The sequence below is a fragment of the Gammaproteobacteria bacterium genome, from assembly GCA_022450155.1.
In the GTDB taxonomy this organism is placed as follows: Bacteria; Pseudomonadota; Gammaproteobacteria; order Arenicellales; family UBA868; genus REDSEA-S09-B13.
Map to the genome: position 1 here is coordinate 36,233 of JAKUQR010000010.1, position 17,664 is coordinate 53,896.

16 protein-coding genes are annotated in these 17,664 nt (G+C 50.5%); 2 read left to right on the forward strand and 14 right to left on the reverse strand.

The window, feature by feature from the left end; all coding sequences use genetic code 11:
* Entirely contained in the window at positions 1–1,521 is a 1,521-nt protein-coding gene (locus MK323_07445; protein MCH2481995.1) for a 4-hydroxyphenylacetate 3-hydroxylase family protein, read from the reverse strand.
* Between the two features lie 122 nt (positions 1,522–1,643).
* On the opposite strand from MK323_07445, the gene MK323_07450 reads away from it, so the two are divergent.
* Positions 1,644–2,543 carry a LysR family transcriptional regulator gene (locus MK323_07450; GenBank protein ID MCH2481996.1) on the forward strand — a complete coding sequence of 300 codons (900 nt, stop codon included), beginning with the start codon at positions 1,644–1,646 and terminating at the stop codon, positions 2,541–2,543.
* A gap of 22 nt (positions 2,544–2,565) precedes the next feature.
* On the opposite strand, the gene MK323_07455 is transcribed toward MK323_07450, so the two are convergent.
* From MK323_07455 to MK323_07480, 6 genes are all read right to left on the reverse strand, one after another.
* On the reverse strand, positions 2,566–3,819 hold the full coding sequence (locus MK323_07455) for an FAD-dependent oxidoreductase (protein ID MCH2481997.1): 1,254 nt from the start codon (positions 3,817–3,819) through the stop codon (positions 2,566–2,568).
* Positions 3,816–5,090, reverse strand: a complete 1,275-nt coding sequence (locus MK323_07460) for an MFS transporter (protein MCH2481998.1) — start codon at positions 5,088–5,090, stop codon at positions 3,816–3,818. The genes MK323_07455 and MK323_07460 overlap by 4 nt, the downstream gene beginning before the upstream one ends.
* Positions 5,091–5,176: 86 nt before the next feature.
* Positions 5,177–5,449, reverse strand: coding sequence for a cupin domain-containing protein (locus tag MK323_07465; protein MCH2481999.1), 273 nt, complete (start codon positions 5,447–5,449; stop codon positions 5,177–5,179).
* A 194-nt stretch (positions 5,450–5,643) separates the two neighbouring features.
* Entirely contained in the window at positions 5,644–7,335 is a 1,692-nt protein-coding gene (locus tag MK323_07470; protein MCH2482000.1) for an amidohydrolase family protein, read from the reverse strand.
* 136 nt (positions 7,336–7,471) lie between these two features.
* Positions 7,472–8,467 carry a fatty acid desaturase gene (locus tag MK323_07475; protein MCH2482001.1) on the reverse strand — a complete coding sequence of 332 codons (996 nt, stop codon included), beginning with the start codon at positions 8,465–8,467 and terminating at the stop codon, positions 7,472–7,474.
* A gap of 23 nt (positions 8,468–8,490) precedes the next feature.
* Complete coding sequence (locus MK323_07480) at positions 8,491–9,159, reverse strand: flavin reductase family protein (GenBank protein MCH2482002.1); 669 nt, start codon at positions 9,157–9,159, stop codon at positions 8,491–8,493.
* Positions 9,160–9,290: 131 nt separating this feature from the next.
* Here MK323_07480 and MK323_07485 point away from each other — a divergent pair, with 131 nt between their 5' ends.
* Complete coding sequence (locus MK323_07485) at positions 9,291–10,184, forward strand: alpha/beta hydrolase (protein ID MCH2482003.1); 894 nt, start codon at positions 9,291–9,293, stop codon at positions 10,182–10,184.
* Positions 10,185–10,221: 37 nt separating this feature from the next.
* Here MK323_07485 and MK323_07490 read toward each other — a convergent pair whose 3' ends face one another.
* The 7 genes from MK323_07490 to MK323_07520 all read right to left on the reverse strand — a co-directional run bounded on the left by MK323_07490 (position 10,222) and on the right by MK323_07520 (position 17,623).
* Entirely contained in the window at positions 10,222–11,706 is a 1,485-nt protein-coding gene (locus MK323_07490; GenBank protein MCH2482004.1) for an aldo/keto reductase, read from the reverse strand.
* Positions 11,707–11,825: 119 nt separating this feature from the next.
* Positions 11,826–12,689, reverse strand: coding sequence for an alpha/beta hydrolase (locus MK323_07495; protein MCH2482005.1), 864 nt, complete (start codon positions 12,687–12,689; stop codon positions 11,826–11,828).
* 72 nt (positions 12,690–12,761) lie between these two features.
* Positions 12,762–13,715 carry a branched-chain amino acid ABC transporter permease gene (locus MK323_07500; GenBank protein MCH2482006.1) on the reverse strand — a complete coding sequence of 318 codons (954 nt, stop codon included), beginning with the start codon at positions 13,713–13,715 and terminating at the stop codon, positions 12,762–12,764.
* A complete protein-coding gene (locus tag MK323_07505) occupies positions 13,693–14,598 on the reverse strand; it encodes a branched-chain amino acid ABC transporter permease (GenBank protein MCH2482007.1) in 906 nt (301 codons plus the stop codon). Before MK323_07505 ends, MK323_07500 begins: the two co-directional genes overlap by 23 nt.
* Entirely contained in the window at positions 14,595–15,350 is a 756-nt protein-coding gene (locus MK323_07510) for an ABC transporter ATP-binding protein (GenBank protein ID MCH2482008.1), read from the reverse strand. The genes MK323_07505 and MK323_07510 overlap by 4 nt, the downstream gene beginning before the upstream one ends.
* A gap of 63 nt (positions 15,351–15,413) precedes the next feature.
* Complete coding sequence (locus MK323_07515; GenBank protein ID MCH2482009.1) at positions 15,414–16,184, reverse strand: ABC transporter ATP-binding protein; 771 nt, start codon at positions 16,182–16,184, stop codon at positions 15,414–15,416.
* Between the two features lie 131 nt (positions 16,185–16,315).
* Positions 16,316–17,623 (reverse strand): ABC transporter substrate-binding protein, encoded by a 1,308-nt coding sequence (locus MK323_07520; protein MCH2482010.1) that lies wholly within the window; start codon positions 17,621–17,623, stop codon positions 16,316–16,318.
* Positions 17,624–17,664 lie beyond the last annotated feature (41 nt).

Sequence of the window (17,664 nt, forward strand, 5' to 3'; positions counted from 1 at the left end):
TCAGGCCGCTGATTTGCCGGCGGGCCTGGCACCAAACAGCTGTTTGGCGCTGGTGTCCCCGGCCGTCTGATCGATACGCTCTAATAATTCTTCCGACAGACCAGCTGCCCGGTGGGCAAAGCCCAGTGATTCGCCCCAGTCAAAATTTCTGTACACCGCTGCCAGATGTGCAAATGGTGGTGACTGCGCAAAGAGCTGGAAAGTCAATCGATGGCCTGCATAGTCCGAATTCAGCAGATCGCGGGCGAATGCCAGAAGTTTACGTCGATCCTCAGCAGTCCACTCGTCATTGATTGTATAGAATTTCTCCATCCATTTACCGGTCTCCGGATGCCTGAAGCTTGCAACATCCGGGGTCACACAGATCTGTCCACCACACAGTTCCCGCGCCAGGTGCATCATCGCCGGCAGATTCGAGCACGCATGAACCCGTCCTGTAAAAAGCAATGACTGATTGGGCATCAACAGTCCGCCAGGGCTCCTTTCAGCGGTCGCGATAGCAGCGGTCAGGTGTGCGTTGATTCCCTCGCGGTAGACCGCAAGTTGGGACAGTTTCTCCTGTACGGCTGGCTGCTTGTCCAGACCAGTCTGGCGCACGTTAAACAGTGCAGCGCCGATCATCAGATCGGCCATCTGCAGGTTGCGCTGTACAAATGCAAAGGCGCTGTAACGGTGCAAGGTTGACCGAATGAAGGTGGCCGCTTTCGTGTGACGGTAGAACAGCACATTTTCCCAGGGTATCAGGACATTATCAAATACCACCAGCGCATCGATTTCATCGAACTTGTTGGCGAGCGGATAATCCTCAGCTGATGCGCGCCCGGTAAAACCGGTACGGCAAATCATCTTGATACCTGGAGACCCGAGATCACAGATAAATCCAACTGCATAGTCAGACAATTCGCTGTCACCCCAGTTGGCGATGGTTGGCTTGGTGAACGCCTGGTTCGCATAAGGCGCCGCCGTTTCGTACTTTGCCCCGCGAACAACAATGCCCTGATCTGTCTCACGGACCACGTGCAGCAACATGTCTGGATCCTGGTCCTGAGGTGCCTTGGATCGGTCACCCTTGGGATCGGTGTTGGCCGATACATGAAAAGGATCGATCCTGATCACGCGATCAACATGATCACGAATATTTTGTGAAAACTGCGGGTCCATTTCGTTCAGCACGTCCTGCCCATCGTACAGGGACCACATCTCGCCGACGGTTTCATCACCCACACGGGTCACAATCCCACCGACATCATCCATCACTGCGTCGGTGGCCTCACGCTTCCGGTACCAGTCCTCCTGCGCGTACGGCAATTTAAGTCCCACCGAGAAGGTCTCACCTTCCTCTTCATAGGTCATCACGTGCCGCGTTGCGGCATCGTGCTGCATCTCGTAAATACGGGCCCGAATGTCGACCACGGGCTTGAACATCGGATGCGTCGGCACGTCGTCGACTTTCTCGCCATTGATCCAGACCTGACGACCATCGCGGATAGAGTCCAGGTATTCAGCAGCGGTTCTGATCATTTCAAAATTCCTGGCTGGGTTTTAGCCGATTCACTCACCTTTCGGCTTGATAGTGGAGGATCATGCGCAGTCTGCCTGTATTGTAAAATACAATTTAATAATCCATTGTATCTATTATTTTTATGCAATATACACTCAAACAGCTCCAGTATCTGATCAGTGTGTCCGAGCACGGCAACATATCGGCCGCTGCCAAAGACTTATTCATCTCCCAACCTGCCCTCTCGACCTCCATCGCACAACTCGAAAGTTCGCTTGGCCTGACGTTGCTGATTCGACATCACGCCAAGGGGGTCTCGCTGACACCGGCAGGTGCCGATTTCCTTGCCCGTGCAAGATCACTGCTCACTCATGCGCAGGAAATTGAGGAGGACGTGCGGGAACTCCGCGATTCGATCAGCGGCGACCTTGCAGTTGGGTGCTTTGTGACGCTTGCACCGTTTTTTATTCCACGGCTGATGAGCGATCTGAAAGAAAACCACCCCAAGCTGCGGATTCGCCTGATTGAGGGCACGCTGGACCGACTCCAGCAACTCCTTAAATCGGGTGACATTGAAATGGCACTGCTTTACGACCTCGAGTTGGATTCTGAACTTCGAAGTGAAGGCTTGACCGTCATAGCGCCACATGTTCTGCTGCCGTCTGGCCACCCGCTGTCCGGTGGGAAATCCGTTTCACTTAAAGCGCTGCAGGATGAATCAATGATCCTGCTGGACCTCCCGCACAGCCGTGAATATTTTCAGCGACTGTTCCAGCACCTGGGTATCAATCCGCGAATTGACCAGCGGTCTGCGTCATTCGAACTGGTCCGTGGTCTTGTTGCCCGGGGCCACGGCTACAGTGTGCTCAATCTACAGCCGGCCTCCGAACTCACTTACGATGGCGCTCGCGTCCGCTGTCTGCCGATCCGTGAAAAAGCCATGCCATTGCGGGTGGTGCTGGTCACACTGTCGAAAACCCGGCGAACCCGTCGTTCTGAAGCTTTTACGCAGACCTGTAGAGCGTTTTTCGCCCGTTTATAACCGCGAGAATCTCGTCCCAGCCTTATGTCGATGCCATCGCTGCCAGCACTTTCTGAACGGCCAGTTCACCACTCATCAGGGCGCCGTGACAGGTACAGAAATGGTTAAGCGATGTCGCTTCACCGGCAAAAAACAGGCGCTCCGCAATCGTTTCAGCGAGCACAGCACGCTGATTGAACTGTCCGGGACTGGCGCTTGAATACGCACCGCGCACAAACGGGTTTCCGCGCCATGCGGACTGTCGATCACCCTTGATGTGGCGCACTATGTCATGGCCAAAGGCACAACTCAGAGCCTCTTTGACCACAGCTGCCGAAGCCGCCGGTCCCGATCGTTCCAGCCAGTCTGCATAACGACCCGCTACGATCCCGATGACACAGTCAAATCCGTGGGGGCGTAGGTTGAGCAAAATCGGGGCATCGTGATCGACCTGGACCACCACGCGCTCGGGTACATCTGCCGGGAAAAGCCGGTGATCGAGCCAGAACCTGATATGGTTGTAGTTGCCCAAGGGCAGGGCAGCGATGGCGCTCTGCTTGCTGCCAGGCAACTCTGGCAGAAAACGAAGCGCGCCAGAGTCCAAAATACCTGTTGATACAGTGATAATGACCCGCTGGGCCTGTACATCACCGCGTGTTGTTTCCACGCGCACGCCCGCATCGCCCCAGTGAATGGTCCTGACCTCCGTATTCAACGAAACGGGTACACCAGAGCCCCAACGTTCGACCAGTTGGCCGTAACCGTCTACAACAGGCCAGTTTTCGTGGGTATCTTCATAACTAACCATGTCACCTATGGAAACCTGATCGGAATCAGACGACGTATTCAGTGCCGTGTAGTAGTCAAGTACAGATGTCCATTCGCCGTCGCGTTCTGTCACCTCAGCAACAGACTTGTCCAGACCGTCCGACCACGCCTGTGCTAGCACTGCTTCAGCGGCCTCGAATTCTTCCTCCAAAGACTCAAGCGCCGGTTCAGACACCCACTGACCGCCCCTGAAATAGCCCTCTTCCGGTCCATAACCATCACGCTTCTCATAGCGGATTGAATACTGGTCAGCAATTGGAACAAAGGGATTGATACTGGCGGAATGCATCCAGTGGCAGCCGAGATCAAATGCTGCACCATCCGGTGGATACTCGGTGTGCGCGCGCCCACCGATCCGGTGAGATGCTTCAAGCAACACGTAGGGTACACCTCGGGCGGTCAATGCTATCGCTGCCGCCAGGCCTGCTGCACCGGCACCAATGACTGCAACCTCAACCCGGTCGGTCATGAGGCGCGCACCGACCCCGCTGGCCTGCGGTTGTTCGGGACCGTCTCGGACAGTTCACGGCCATCAATCCGGCGAATGTTATGTTGACTGATCATGACGGCAATTGTCACAACCAGCACCACACCAGCACCCACGATCACGGCGATCGATGCGTTATAAGTAGATGCGATCGCACCCACAAACAATCCCCCCAGCGGCATCAGGTAGAAACTGATGATGTGAATTCCCATCACACGACCCCTTAGCGCATCGGGTACCGCTATCTGGAGCACCGTCATCGAGGTGATCAAATACACCGAACCGAAAACGCCGACAAAAAACGTACAGGCCAGTGCAGTCTCAAAAGCCAGATGTGCAGTACCGTAAGCTACCGTGAGTCCAAATCCTATCAAGGCGACCCCCCCACACAGAAGGCCTGCCAGCATGGCGACGCCAAGATGTCGGTGCTGCTGAAACGATGAGACCAGCACAGTGCCCACTGCCGAACCCAGCCCAACAGCGGACATCAGTGCACCAAACCCGATTTCCTGGGTGCCCAGGCTGTTGGCGAACACTGGCATCAACTGATTGAATGAAAACCCAAAGAACATCCAGACCCAGGTCAAGGGAATCAGCACCAAAAATGTCCGGTTAGTAAAAATAAAACGGATACCTTCGGCGAACTGTTGCCCAGTACCGCCAGTCGCTGCCGCCTGACGCTCTACCTGCATACCGACCAGTGTGAAAAACATCCCGACAAAACCGAGTGCGCCCAATGCAAATACAACGGACGTGCCTGCCGCTGCGATCAGTACCCCGGCCAATGCCGGTAGGATCATTCGGCTGCCCTGCCAAAGAATAGAATTCAAAGACACCGCACTCATCATCTGGTCCGGTGTAATCAGCTTCGCAAACAACGCCTGGCGTACAGGCCATTCAAACCCCGTCACGATACCGATCACACAACCCAGCACAAGGACATGCCAAACCTCGACGACACCAGAATAGTCGAGGAACGCCTGAACCAGCAGCAGTACTGCAGTAATCAGCGATGTGGTCATCAACAGCACTCGGCGATCGAATCGGTCGGCCAGTACGCCGCCAAACAATAAAACGATTATCGCCGGTCCGGATACGGCCGCACCCAGCACGCCAAGATCCATCGGCGATCCGCTGAGTTCAAAAATCAGCCACCCCTGTGCCATCAGCATCAACTGACTGGCACCCACGGTACCCATGGAACCAAACCAGTAACGCCGGTAACGACGGGACTTCAGCGCTGAAAACAACATTGGAATTAGATCACGCGGTCAGAGTAATCGCGGGGTGTCATTGAGTCCACGCAAGCATTGTCTTTTGGCCGGCAGTCGACCAGTCTTCAGGAATCTGGAGCGAAGACCCCGGTCCCGGCCGTTCGATATTCGTCCCGCGGCGGACTGAAGATATCCAGCACCATTGCCCCATCTGGACCTGCTCGAAATGCATGCGGTACATCACCTGGTGTGCGCCAAAAATCGCCGATGGTTTCAGGATGTTCCACACCATCCTGAATTGGAACGCCGCTACCCGCAATGATAACGCCCCATTGTTCCGGGGGATGTGAATGCACTTCACTTTGACTGCCAGGTTCCAGCTGAACCACCGACAACATGGCCTGATCTCCCGGAAATATCCGTGTAGATACACCCTTAAGCCAGATCTCGGGCGATGCCTTGTGAGAGATCTTGAAGGTTAAAGATATTTTCTGTCAACTCATTACCTCCAGGCAGTGCGAGTTTCCCTGCCCGTTCATGAGATCGGCACAGTCGGTAAACGGCGATAGTCAGGTCACCGATATAGTCTTTATCAACCTGGACCAGAGAATTCCCGCAACAAATGACCGGGCGTACCACAATCTGCGATCAGTCCATTCTGATCGACCACCCGTGTACCGTTCACCCACAGTCCATGCAGGCCCACAGCAGGGGTGTCGACCCGGCTGTTGCCCCCCGGAAGATCAGTCACCCGTCGCCGCGGCCCGCGACCCACCGTCGACGGATCAAAAAGCATCAGATCAGCCTGCTGGCCAGCAACGATCCGACCTCGATCAGCGATTCGACAGATATCAGCCGGTCGGCTGGTCACTGCCTGTACAGCTTGCTCCAGCGACAGATCTTCCCTGTCCCGTACCCAGTGACCCAGAAGGTGCAATCCAAATCCCGCGTCACAAAGAAACGACAGATGGGCACCCGCGTCCGACAGTGTCACGGCGGCATGGGGGTGATTGAGCAGATCTTTTACCCGATCTTCTTCAGTATTGAACAGCTTACAGTCGAACATCGCATCCATCTCATCATCGAGCGCGAAATCCAGTAACCAGTCAAAGGGATCCTTCCCGCTTGCGTTCGCGAGTTGACCGACGGTTTTCTGAACCAGGTCCTGGTGTCGCTGTTCAATCACACTGATGATCGTCAAATGATCAAACTGATGATAGGAAAAGCGGTTGGGCACGCCTTTTGTACGTGCTTCTGCCTTGATCTTGTCACGGAATGATACATCCGCCAGTATCTGCCGAAAACGTTCTTCGCCGTCAGCTTCAAGCGCAGGTCGCCAGGCCAGAAACGCTTCAAGCGGATAGGGATGCCTTATTGTGAACTCCATACCCAGTGGAAAACAGCCCACCTGGCCCCACAGTTCACGGCCACGACTGCGAGCGTTTTCTATTTCACTGAATTCCCGGAACACGCGTTCAGGATCATTGGGATCCACGAACATCGCTGCGATCATGACCGGCCTGCCATTGTTCGCAGAAATCTGTTCCAGAAATTCTATCGTTGTCGTCATCCCTTTGGTCAGCATAAAAACACCTCGACCTGCTTCCTTAAGGGCGCCAGTCAGCTCCAACATCTCGTATTCATCGGCAAGACGCGATGGCATCGGAATTCCGTTCTCACCGTTGTGCTGTTCCAGAGTCGATGTCGCAAAACCGACTGCACCGACCGACAGGGCTTCAACGAGGATCGATTTCATCTGCGCAACCTCATCGTGTGTCGCAGCTCGCGTTGATGCCTCTTCACCCAGCACCCACATCCGAAGCGATGAATGTCCGCAATAAGAGGCCACATTCGGCACCATGCCCCGCCTCTCTAGGAGATCGAGGTACTCGGGATAGGATTCAAAATTCCAGTCGACCCCTGTTCGCAATGCATCCAGCGACATACCCTCGACATGTGTCAAGTTGCGTAAAGTCAGATCTCGGTGCTCAGGTTTGCATGGCGCAATAGTGAAACCGCAGTTACCGATGAGTGCGGTGGTCACCCCAAGACCTGTTGACGGACTCGCAGAAGAATCCCAGGTCAGCTGTGCATCGTAGTGGGTATGCAAGTCAATAATACCGGGCGCCAGAGTCAATCCGTCCGCATTAACTTCCTCGACACCTCCCCCAAGCCCAGTGCCGAGCTCAGTGATTTGCCCTCCGTCTACCGCAACGTCACCCCACTGTGCCGGATTTCCTGTGCCATCGACAATCTGGGCATTACGAATGATCAGGTCGTGCATGAATATCACCTATATTATGTTTGAAGTCATCAACGGGTCTGCTTGAATCACTCTAAACAAACCCGCAAGACCTTTCAATTCATTCATCATTCAAAGTTTCCGTCCTCACGCCTAATTCTGGCGCCAGCGGGGATGCTTAGGCCTGCTTCGAGGGAAACCCGGTTAGCCTGCCTACTGCTATAAGTTGATTTTCATGTTCGGTACAAATATCGAGTTCGGTACGACCTTCTCGGAATGCCCAAAACTGTCGCCAATGGAGTTTGGTATAGGACGTGCTTGGCAGCGCATAGCCCAGCTGCTGCTCCACTTCCCGATGCAATGTAGGCAGTCTGTAGAACGGAACACCGGGAAACGTATGATGCACACAGTGATAAGTCATGTTCCAGTTGACCCATCGCATAAACCAATTAGTGCTGAAAGTTCTCGTATTCCACAGGGTGTGTGGTTGATGTGTTAGGCCGGTGTGCTCTCCGAGCCCCTGCAGCATATACGACCAGCGCATCAGAAAAAACGGACCCCACCAGAACACCAGCACCCACCACGATTGCAACACGAGGGCACTCCCAAGCGCGACGGCGTAGCCAGTCACATGCCAGCGCGCAGCCTGTTTCACGTCCTGCTGCTGTGATGGGGTCAGATACCATTCATCTGCGCTAATAAAAGCATGACACCAGATTCTTTTGAGCTTTGATCGGATCAGCGGGAAACCGCTCAAGGCCAGCAGATACTGTCCGGCACTGCGGATTTCCGGGCGCTCGAGCTCGGTGTCCTTTTGCCAGTCCTGCGTGTTGCGATGGTGTACAAAATGTGTCCAGCGATGATGGTCACTGGGATTGAAAATAACGAAACCACACAGCCTCGCCACCCAGATATTCAGCCAGCGTGACTTGAAAGCAGTCAGGTGATCACATTCGTGGGTGGGTGCATAGAGATAGTTCAGCAATATGCCTTGGAGTATAAACAGGGGCATACTCCACCAGCTGCCCCAGCTAACAGACAGTCCCCAACTCGTGGCGGCAATCGCGCCGAAGTGACCGGCAAGCTGAACCAGACCCGGCCAGTTACGCCGCGTCGACAGCTCGGCAAGTCGTTCTGTCGATATAACACCTTTGGCACCGATAAAATCCTGCATACCCTTTTCGTTCTCGTTAGCCGTCAGCGATAGACACCGTCCCACTCACCGGGATCAACATCAGCAAGGGTACCATCGGGATTCACGGCCGGCCGATTGATGGCAAATACGGTCTCTGGTCTCACCACCGAGTACTCCATGTAACCCATGCGCGCGATGGGTTGCATCGCTCCTGTATTGACCATACCGTCGTCAATGAACTGGTCATCGATGTAGATGCCGACAACATGCCCAATTACAACGAAATGACCGTTCTCGGTGCCAGGCACCACATCGGGTAACGGCACAGTTTTCCAGTGGCGGCACTCGAACGCGGCGGGACTCTCCTTAACCCGAGGCGGTTTTACAAATTTTGAAGTAGTTGGTGTCAGACCCGACAATGGAAATTCATCAGTATCAGCCGGCACCGATGCTGAAGAGATGTTCATACCCCCGCGTGTGTCCCAGGTCGCCATCGAGCAGGTGAATTCGCCGGTCTGCTCGATGTTGCGTACACTGTCCTTGAAGTCAGCAGAAGAAAACATCACATAAGGAGGCCGGTCGCTGACCGCATTGAAGAAGCTGTACGGCGCAAGATTACAGATGCCGTCTGCACTGATACTGGAGATCCACCCAATCGGTCGGGGTGCAATCAGTGCCTTGAACGGGTCGTGCTTGAGGCCGTGTTTGTTTTCAATTGAATCGTAATACATGTGTTTTATCCACGATAGTCGGGCTGTGTGCAATGGTCAGGTCTGGGTAGCTATTGCAATCTGCTGCGTCTGATGGTCCGCCCTGGGTTTAGGTTATGATCGGACGAGTATAAGCAAATCGGAGTTTCTGAATGTTCGAAAGTTTTGAGCGATCACAGATAGACAGTAACGGCTGCCGAATCAACGTCGTTCATAGTGGTTCTGGACCCGGTCTGCTGTTGCTGCACGGCTACCCACAGAATCACGTCGAATGGCACAAAGTTGCTCCACGCCTAGCAGAGAATTTTACGGTCGTTTGCCCAGACCTTAGAGGGTATGGCGACAGCGGGAAACCACCTTCGTCAAATGACGACCTCTCAACTTATTGCAAACGGACCAGCGCCCGGGATCAGATTGCAGTGATGCGGCAACTCGGTCATCCGCAGTTCCACCTGGTTGGTCACGACCGCGGTGTCCGAGTTGGACTTCGTCTGGCACTTGACCATCCAGATTCTGTGCTGAGTTTTACCAACCTGGATGTCATGCCATCGATGGAGGCCTTTGAGAACATGGATGCCTCGCTCGCCTATTCCTGGTTCCACTGGCACCTGATGCGGCAACCATCACCGCTACCTGAAATTGTATTCAGTACCAATCCTAAACTTTTTCTCGACTTCTTTCTGGAAAACTGGACATCGGTATCGGGCAGTTTTACAGATGCCGCTTATAAAGAATACCTACGCTGCTTTTCAGACCCCGATACCGTGCGTGCCATGTGCGCAGACTACCGCAGTGTAACGCTCGACATGAAACACGATAATGCGGACCGGGGAACAAAGTTATCCTGTCCGGTGCTGGTACTGTGGGGTAGCGAAATGTCGAAACGACCTGGTTGGCAAACTGGGAAGAATCTGGACATGATGGAGGCTTGGCGTGCACGGGCGCCCGACGTTCGAGGCAGCGCACTTGCTTGCGGCCATTTTATACCCGAAGAAAAACCTGATGAGTTGATTTCCGAATTGCTCAAGTTTTTGTCATCAATATAATAAGGATAAACAGTAGAAATCCGCCCGATATTTCACCCTATCCTTCGACTATCGCCTCTGCCTCGATCTCAACCAGATAATCATCTATCAACTGTGAAATCTCAAACGTCGCATTTGCCGGGCACACGTCACCGAAATAACGGCCATGAACCAAAGATACCGCTTCACAATCTTCTGCGTTCTGCAAATAAACCCGCGTGCGGACGATATCAGAAAGAGACCCACCAAGAGACATGACACTAGCCTTAATCTTATCGAGTATATATACCGCCTGCCCCGGAGCGTCTCCTCGACAAACAATAACGTCCTGACCGTGGGTTGCGGTCGTGCCACTAACCAGAATCCGGTTTCCAATTCGGACTGCTCGGGAATGCCCACAGATCTTTTCCCATTTAGTGCCGCTGAACACTTGAGTGCGGTCGGTCTTTCCGGGTACAGCAATTGGCTCATAAACAGTAGGCAGCGAATCGAGATGGTGACTAAGATCACCAGTTGCAGTCAAAAAAGGAGGTTCACGATACTCATCACCACAGTCGCCCTTTAGGCGGCAAATATCAGCCATCGATTCGGCGATCAGACTCTTGTCTTCCTCATCCAAAACAAAAGAAAATATCGTAAGATTATCTTGTCGGTGCTGGCTTTCGGTCAGTCTCGCGCCGATAATTACTGCGCCTACAGCCGGTTGATCCAGAACCCAGCGAGTTGCAACATTGGCTACTGAGACATCGTGACGTTGTGCAACAGATGTTAGTGCTCGCAAGATAATTTGTAAGTTTTCCCAGCCTCCCGTCTCATCTATAAACCGCTTGTATTTCATTTTGCTCCAGTCATTCAATTCTGAATTCCCTGGTTCCGGCTTGTCTAACCATCTTTCTGTAAGAAATCCACCTGCCAAAACACCATATGCAAAAAGTTTGATGCCATTTTTCAACACCTCCGTGGTCATATCTCCCAAAGCACGTTGATCCAGCAGTGAGACCACCACCTGGTTAGAAACAACCGGGAAACCGTGACGAAGGAGTACCAATAAATGATCGGTATCAAAGTTGGTTAAACCAATATTGGCGATCCGACCACCTTCATGTGCCAGCATGAGGCCCTCCATAGCATCTAAGTATCCTGGGTGCTGGAATGTCCACCAATGAAGCTGCAGCAGGTCTACCGATTCAACACCAAGTCTATCTGCACGCTCATCAATAGCATCTCGAACTACTTTGGGTGACATTCTGCCGGGCTTTGGACACCACTTTGTATGAAACCGCGCTACGTTCAAATTGTCGCAAGTCTCTTGACGAAGTTGAAGTATTTCCCTCGCCCGGCCAGAGATTAACTCGGCGCTTCCATAGTGATCAGCCATATCAAATGTGTCGAAACCTTCCAAAGCATATTCAACAAGATTCTCAGCTGCCGCTTCGAGATCGAGATTGGACCCATCTTTTTCAAGATCTGCCACTTGCCATAGACCCGTAATAACTTGACTGATCTCGTAGTTTGGCGACAACAACAACCGTTCTGGTTTCATATGGCTTTACCCTGATCTAATCACTAATCCTATTTGGTCGAATTTGTTTCTGATGATAGCGACTAATTTGATGTCAATAACCGTACGTAACATCCTTTGCTCAGAAATTTTTGTCAGCCTTAATCACTGATCATTAAATTTCTTATCATCCGATTGATTTTACTGCCGTTGTCTGCAAACTCGTCCATCACGATATCAATATGGTTACGATTCGGAACGACAGTCGCAAAACTCTTAAGGCCAGCCGCAGACCAACTCTCGTTTATCTCTAACTGCTGGAATAAAAATTCTTCGGTCTCATTCCCACCCACAATGAATAGCAATTCTCCAGCTTCGCTCGGAACATTGTGAATGGGGCTATACATGCGAACATCGTCCTCGGAAATACATAGTATTTTATTCTTAGTACTCTGTCGGACAGGTTCTAGATCATACAATCCGCTGATCGCACAACCTGTAGAAATAACATCAGCAGGAAGACCCTTTTCCACAGGCCATAATCTATCCATTAGCAAAGTTACCAGATGACCTCCTGCCGAATTACCCGAAATCGAAATGTTAGTTGGATCAATATTCAGATCTGACTGATGCTCATATATCCATTGAACAGCTCGCTGACAAGAGTCAATAATGATCGGGAAGTTAGCTTCTGGAAGCATTGGATAGTCGATGACAATCACAACTGTTCCATCTTCACAGAACCCATCAGCAACAAAACTGAAGGCCTTTGCATCCAGTGAATGCCAGAATCCACCATGGATAAACATCTGAACACAACCATTTTGCTCAATAGTCTTATCAAGAAAAATATCTAACATCTGCTCTTGATGTGTGCTGTAGGGTACATTCAATACCGGTTCAAGTCTTGTCCGCGACCGGACACTTCTTTCAAGCCTTCTCTCAAACAATGAGTCTAAAAAAGGCACGCTGTCGAGGACAAACTGTGCCTCAAGCTGATCGCTACTGTAGTTTCGATATGCCATATATCGGACTTAACATTGCTTATTATCGATATTGAGACCAGAGAAAGAATTGGTTATCCAGAATTACAGTCTCTAACTCGAAAGGTGTTTTTTCTCGGGTAATATTCCTGATGGTCTAAAGACCAGCATAAGCACCAATACCATCCCCACAATAATTATTCGCAGGGATGCCGCTTGTGTCTGATAGTCGGGGGTTACGATAAAATTGATTAGACTATCACTTGCAGACCACAACCCCCAGATGACAATTGCGCCGACGATGGCACCTAGGTTGTTGCCTTTTCCACCAACGATCAACATCACATACACCTGAATTGTGAATATCGGCAAGAAATCTTGCGGACTGATAAATCGGACAAAATTTGCGTACATCGCACCCGCCAATCCCATGATTCCACAACCAAGAACAAAGGCTTGCAGACGAAACAAAAATACATTTTTTCCCAAAGCCTCGGCGGCGACTTCATCCTCTCTGATTGAACGAAGCACCCTGCCCCAGGGAGATTTCACGACACGCTCAAGAGCGTAGTAAATGAATACTATGGTCACGATACAGATGATGAGATAGCACAAATTGCTCATGAATGCAGAGTCTAAGAATCGAGAAAATGGCTTGGGTAGTGCATACAGCCCGTTTGGCCCGCGTGTCACCGACTCTGCATTAAGCGCCACCAACTGAATACTTATTGCTATTCCAAATGTGGAAATCGCAAGAAAATCTTCTCGCAATCTCAAAGTCACCAAACCAACCAACACTCCAGCTAGACCAGAAACCACAATCGCGCATATCCAGCCTAGAAGTATAGGCAATTCGAAACCACCGAACATGGTATCCGGGTAATCAGGACCGGTAATAATTGCACTGGTATACGCCCCAACTGCAAAGAAGCCCGCGATACCAACATTAAACATGCCGGTAAACCCATATTGGATGTTTAATCCTAGAGAACTGATGATATAAAAAGAACAAATAATGAAAAAGAAAATAAAAAATGACAGGATATCAATCATCTCTTTCTTTCTCACCTATGATTCCCTGAGGTCTCACAATTAGGACAACAATCATGATTAGAAATGATATCGCGCCACGATAAGCAGAAAGATCTGCGGCGACCGCAAAGGCTTCCGTCAAACCAATCAAGAATCCACCGAGCACCGCTCCATAGACATTCGTCACACCCCCCACGATCAACGCCGCAAACATCGGGAGTATGAGTTCGAACCCCATTTCGGGATCAAGTTGTGTGACATGAGCATGTAGCGTTCCCGCAATTGCCGACAGCGACGCACCAATTACCCAAGACCATCGAATAACAGATTTCACGTTAATGCCATTAACCATCGCCAAGATTGGATTCTCTGCAACCGCCCGCATTTTCTTGCCCATCGTGGTTATGGATAAAAACGAATGTAGGGAAACCACACAAATAGCTGTGATAACAAGAATGACAATGTCATCTGGTACTACCTTGATGTCACCAAATATCGGAATTGCTCGTGGGATGTAAAAGCTTAGGAACATCTGGTCCGCACCCGCAACCAGCGTGATGACATTTCGGATGATCAGCGATAACCCAAATGCAGCAATTATGAATGTAATTCGAGATGCTGCTCTCTCTCTGAGCACACGGAAAAGCACCGAATCGACCACGAGGACAATGACACTAGTAACCGCAATGGAAAACACTATTGAGCCAAGCAAAGGCCATCCAAATGAGATGGGGCCAATAGATCCAATCCCTGCGCCCATCAACACGATAAATGCCATGGAGATGTATGCACCAATTGCAAGAATTTCACCTTGAGCAAAATTTGCAAATCGTAATACGTTGTAGGCAATGCTGAGGCCTACGGCACCAAGTGCGATGATTGAACCGCTAACAAGGCCGTCGATAAAGTACTGAATCATGATGCTCGTGCCATTGAACCGGCTCCAAAATAAATTTCGGCAACTTCGGGGTCCTCTAAAAGCTCGCGAGCATTTTTTACCAGTCGAAGACGGCCATTCGCTAAGATAGCCCCACGGTCGGAGACAGAAAGTGCAGCGCGTGCATTCTGTTCGACCATGACCACAGTTACACCACTGTCTCGAATTTGGACGACATGCTGGAAGACCTGATTTCTAAGGACGGGAGACAATCCTGCCGAAGGTTCATCAATAAGCAGTAACACGGGGTCGGCCATGAGTGCACGACCTAACGCAAGCATCTGTCTCTGACCCCCAGATAGTTTTCCAGCAGTGGTGTCTCTGAATCTGCTTAGATCGGGAAATAATTCGAAGACTTTCTCTAGCCTTTCAGCATAGGCTTGCGTGTTTAATATCGCGCCTAAATCTAGATTATGCAAAACCGTCAGTTTCGCAAATACATTTTCTGTCTGGGGCACATAAGCCACCCTGCGCTCAATGATTTCATACGTTTCCAACTCGGATATATTTTCACCCTGAAACAATATTTCACCCGATATTACTTCTATCAGCCCACAGATCCCCTTTATTAACGTTGACTTTCCGGCACCGTTCGGACCTAACAATGTAAGAATTTCACCCTGGATAACTTCCAGTGACACATCGATAACAATCGGCAACACGCGTTGGTATCCGGCCACAAGGTTACTGACTTGGAGAATGGCTTTACCTGAGCTGGGATCAGAATTATTCACGGTGACTGTTGGTGCAAAATAATAAAGCACCAACACCTCTAGTGTTCTATAACCAATCTTGTATTAGTTGTTCCTTGGAGATGCCTCACTACCCAAGAATGCATCTATCAAGCGAGGATCTGAACGAATTTCTTCCGGACTACCTTGCATCAGCATATCGCCATCGGCCATAACTAGAATAGATGAGCACAATCGCATCACAAGTTCCATGTTGTGCTCAATGATCAGAAACGTCACTCCTTGACGGTGTATATCTTTTATTCGATCGATTATTTCTTCCAGTAAAATTGGGTTCACACCTGCAGCTGGCTCATCTAGTAGGATAAGCTTAGGATCAGACATCAACGCTCTGCCAAGTTCCAGGAGCTTCAATTGTCCGCCTGAGAGATTCCCTGAAAACTCATTCTGAAGATCAGCCAGATTTAAAAATTCCAGCAAATCCTTGGCTTTGTCTTTTATTTTGAGCTCTTCCTTTTTTACTGCACTGTTCTGCAACCAGTTGTTCCAGAGCTTTTCGCCAATTTGTTTGCGTGGGACCATAGTCAGGTTTTCAAGAACTGTCATTCCTGAAAATGGTCTAGGAATCTGGAACGTGCGAACAATGCCGAGCTGAAAAGTCTGATATGGTCTAAGGCCTGTGATCTCATGCTCATTAAAAAATACTGCGCCACTCGAAGGAGTAAGATGACCAGCGATCATATTGAATGTTGTTGTTTTCCCGGCTCCATTCGGTCCAATCAAGCCCGTAATCGTATTCGGCTCAACGGTGAATCCGAGGCCACTCACCGCAGTCAAGCCGTCAAATTCTTTTGTTAGATTCTCAACAGTTAGCATGGTGTAGAAATTCGTGAATCCGACTAATACTACCCTCCCTAGTGATAAAGAGTAGGTTGTAACTGTTTCAACTATTAAAGAGGCCAAGAAGCTAGCTTCTTGGCCTCTTAGATCGAATATTTTGTTCCTGTTTAGTTGTTCATGGCTCGAACCTTCGCCTTCACTTCAGAAACCTCCTCAAGCGATACACTGCCGACAGTAACATATTCGCCATCTTTGATTTTCATCATGACAAATGGCACGGCAACATCGCCATAAGGATCAAAATCAATCGGTCCTGTTGCGCCAACATACCAAATATTCTTACCAGCTTTGATGGCACTTATGGCCAACTTTAATCCCTCAACACCACCATGATGCTGCTCACCGTCTGGACCCGTAATTTCTCGGACAATCTTGGCAAGCGTTGGCCCGCTCGTATCGAGGCCACGCATATCAGCGGCTACCATCGCCAATCCAATAAGCACACCGGCGTCATAACCTGAATTTCGTCCGGGACCTTTGGGACTCGCGTCCCAGCGAACCTGAAAGTCGGCTTCCATCTGTTGGAGAGAAGAATTTTCTGGCGTTCCAGGACTAATGAACCACGCATTCTTCAAAAGATCTTCACCGACGGTATCTACAAATGCGCTGTCGTTCATACCTTGTGGCATGATGAAATTTTGTGGTCCATCAAATCGAATCCAATCTCTAAAATGTTTGACGCCATCCTGGGTATTGCTGAGCATATATAAGCTATCCGGATCGCCTTCCAGTGTTTTGGTAATTTCGGACCGGTAAGTCGGTTGATCTGGATTAAATGGAACGGAATTAGCTATCTCTCCACCCAACGCCTTAAATGCATCTATAAAGCCGGCCTTGTTATTTTTCCCCCAGTCATTGTTAAAATAAATAATCGCTGGTTTACGAAATCCTGCCTGGTAAGCCATCATGGCAGCAGCGACTGCCTGTAATGAGTCTGACGGTAAAGTGCGGAAAAAGAGCCCTTTGGTCTCTCCTCTTTTCGCCATATTGGTAAACGTCGAAGACGTAGATGCTGTGGCTATGACCAGAACGTCATTCTCAACTGTCACAGAACTGAGTAACGGAGCAGTAATACCTGACGAGACTGGACCTACCAAAGCAGTTACGCCTTCAAGATCAATCAGCTTTCGTGCGGCATCCACAGCAAGGGAGGCTTGGGTGTTTGAGTCTCGAACGTCGTATACGAGATCACAGCCAACCCCGAGTGCCGCTCTGGCTTCATTGACTTGCTCAACTCCAAGCTGAGCCGCCCTTGATATGGGAACGCCATGCGCACCATAGGCCCCGGTCAGCGAAAGCACAGCGCCGATCTTATGTTCACACGCTGCTAGAGACGCATTGAATCCACTCGAACCGGCCATACACAATAGAGCGGCGCCCAGCACCCCCACAACCTTCTTTTGTCGCATTTTCATCTCCATTACTCCTTTTATTTGTAGAGGAAACAAACCATAGC

Bases quoted from the DNA above. Each gene is read 5' to 3' on its own strand.
- MK323_07465 (MCH2481999.1), bottom strand. From the start codon at position 5,449: ATGTTGTCGGTGGTTCAGCTGGAACCTGGCAGTCAAAGTGAAGTGCAT.
- MK323_07445 (MCH2481995.1), bottom strand. From the start codon at position 1,521: ATGATCAGAACCGCTGCTGAATACCTGGACTCTATCCGCGATGGTCGT.
- MK323_07460 (MCH2481998.1), bottom strand. From the start codon at position 5,090: ATGTTGTTTTCAGCGCTGAAGTCCCGTCGTTACCGGCGTTACTGGTTT.
- MK323_07480 (MCH2482002.1), bottom strand. From the start codon at position 9,159: ATGTATTACGATTCAATTGAAAACAAACACGGCCTCAAGCACGACCCG.
- MK323_07520 (MCH2482010.1), bottom strand. From the start codon at position 17,623: ATGAAAATGCGACAAAAGAAGGTTGTGGGGGTGCTGGGCGCCGCTCTA.
- MK323_07485 (MCH2482003.1), top strand. From the start codon at position 9,291: ATGTTCGAAAGTTTTGAGCGATCACAGATAGACAGTAACGGCTGCCGA.
- MK323_07455 (MCH2481997.1), bottom strand. From the start codon at position 3,819: ATGACCGACCGGGTTGAGGTTGCAGTCATTGGTGCCGGTGCAGCAGGC.
- MK323_07470 (MCH2482000.1), bottom strand. From the start codon at position 7,335: ATGCACGACCTGATCATTCGTAATGCCCAGATTGTCGATGGCACAGGA.
- MK323_07505 (MCH2482007.1), bottom strand. From the start codon at position 14,598: ATGATTCAGTACTTTATCGACGGCCTTGTTAGCGGTTCAATCATCGCA.
- MK323_07475 (MCH2482001.1), bottom strand. From the start codon at position 8,467: ATGCAGGATTTTATCGGTGCCAAAGGTGTTATATCGACAGAACGACTT.
- MK323_07490 (MCH2482004.1), bottom strand. From the start codon at position 11,706: ATGAAACCAGAACGGTTGTTGTTGTCGCCAAACTACGAGATCAGTCAA.
- MK323_07450 (MCH2481996.1), top strand. From the start codon at position 1,644: ATGCAATATACACTCAAACAGCTCCAGTATCTGATCAGTGTGTCCGAG.
- MK323_07495 (MCH2482005.1), bottom strand. From the start codon at position 12,689: ATGGCATATCGAAACTACAGTAGCGATCAGCTTGAGGCACAGTTTGTC.
- MK323_07515 (MCH2482009.1), bottom strand. From the start codon at position 16,184: ATGCTAACTGTTGAGAATCTAACAAAAGAATTTGACGGCTTGACTGCG.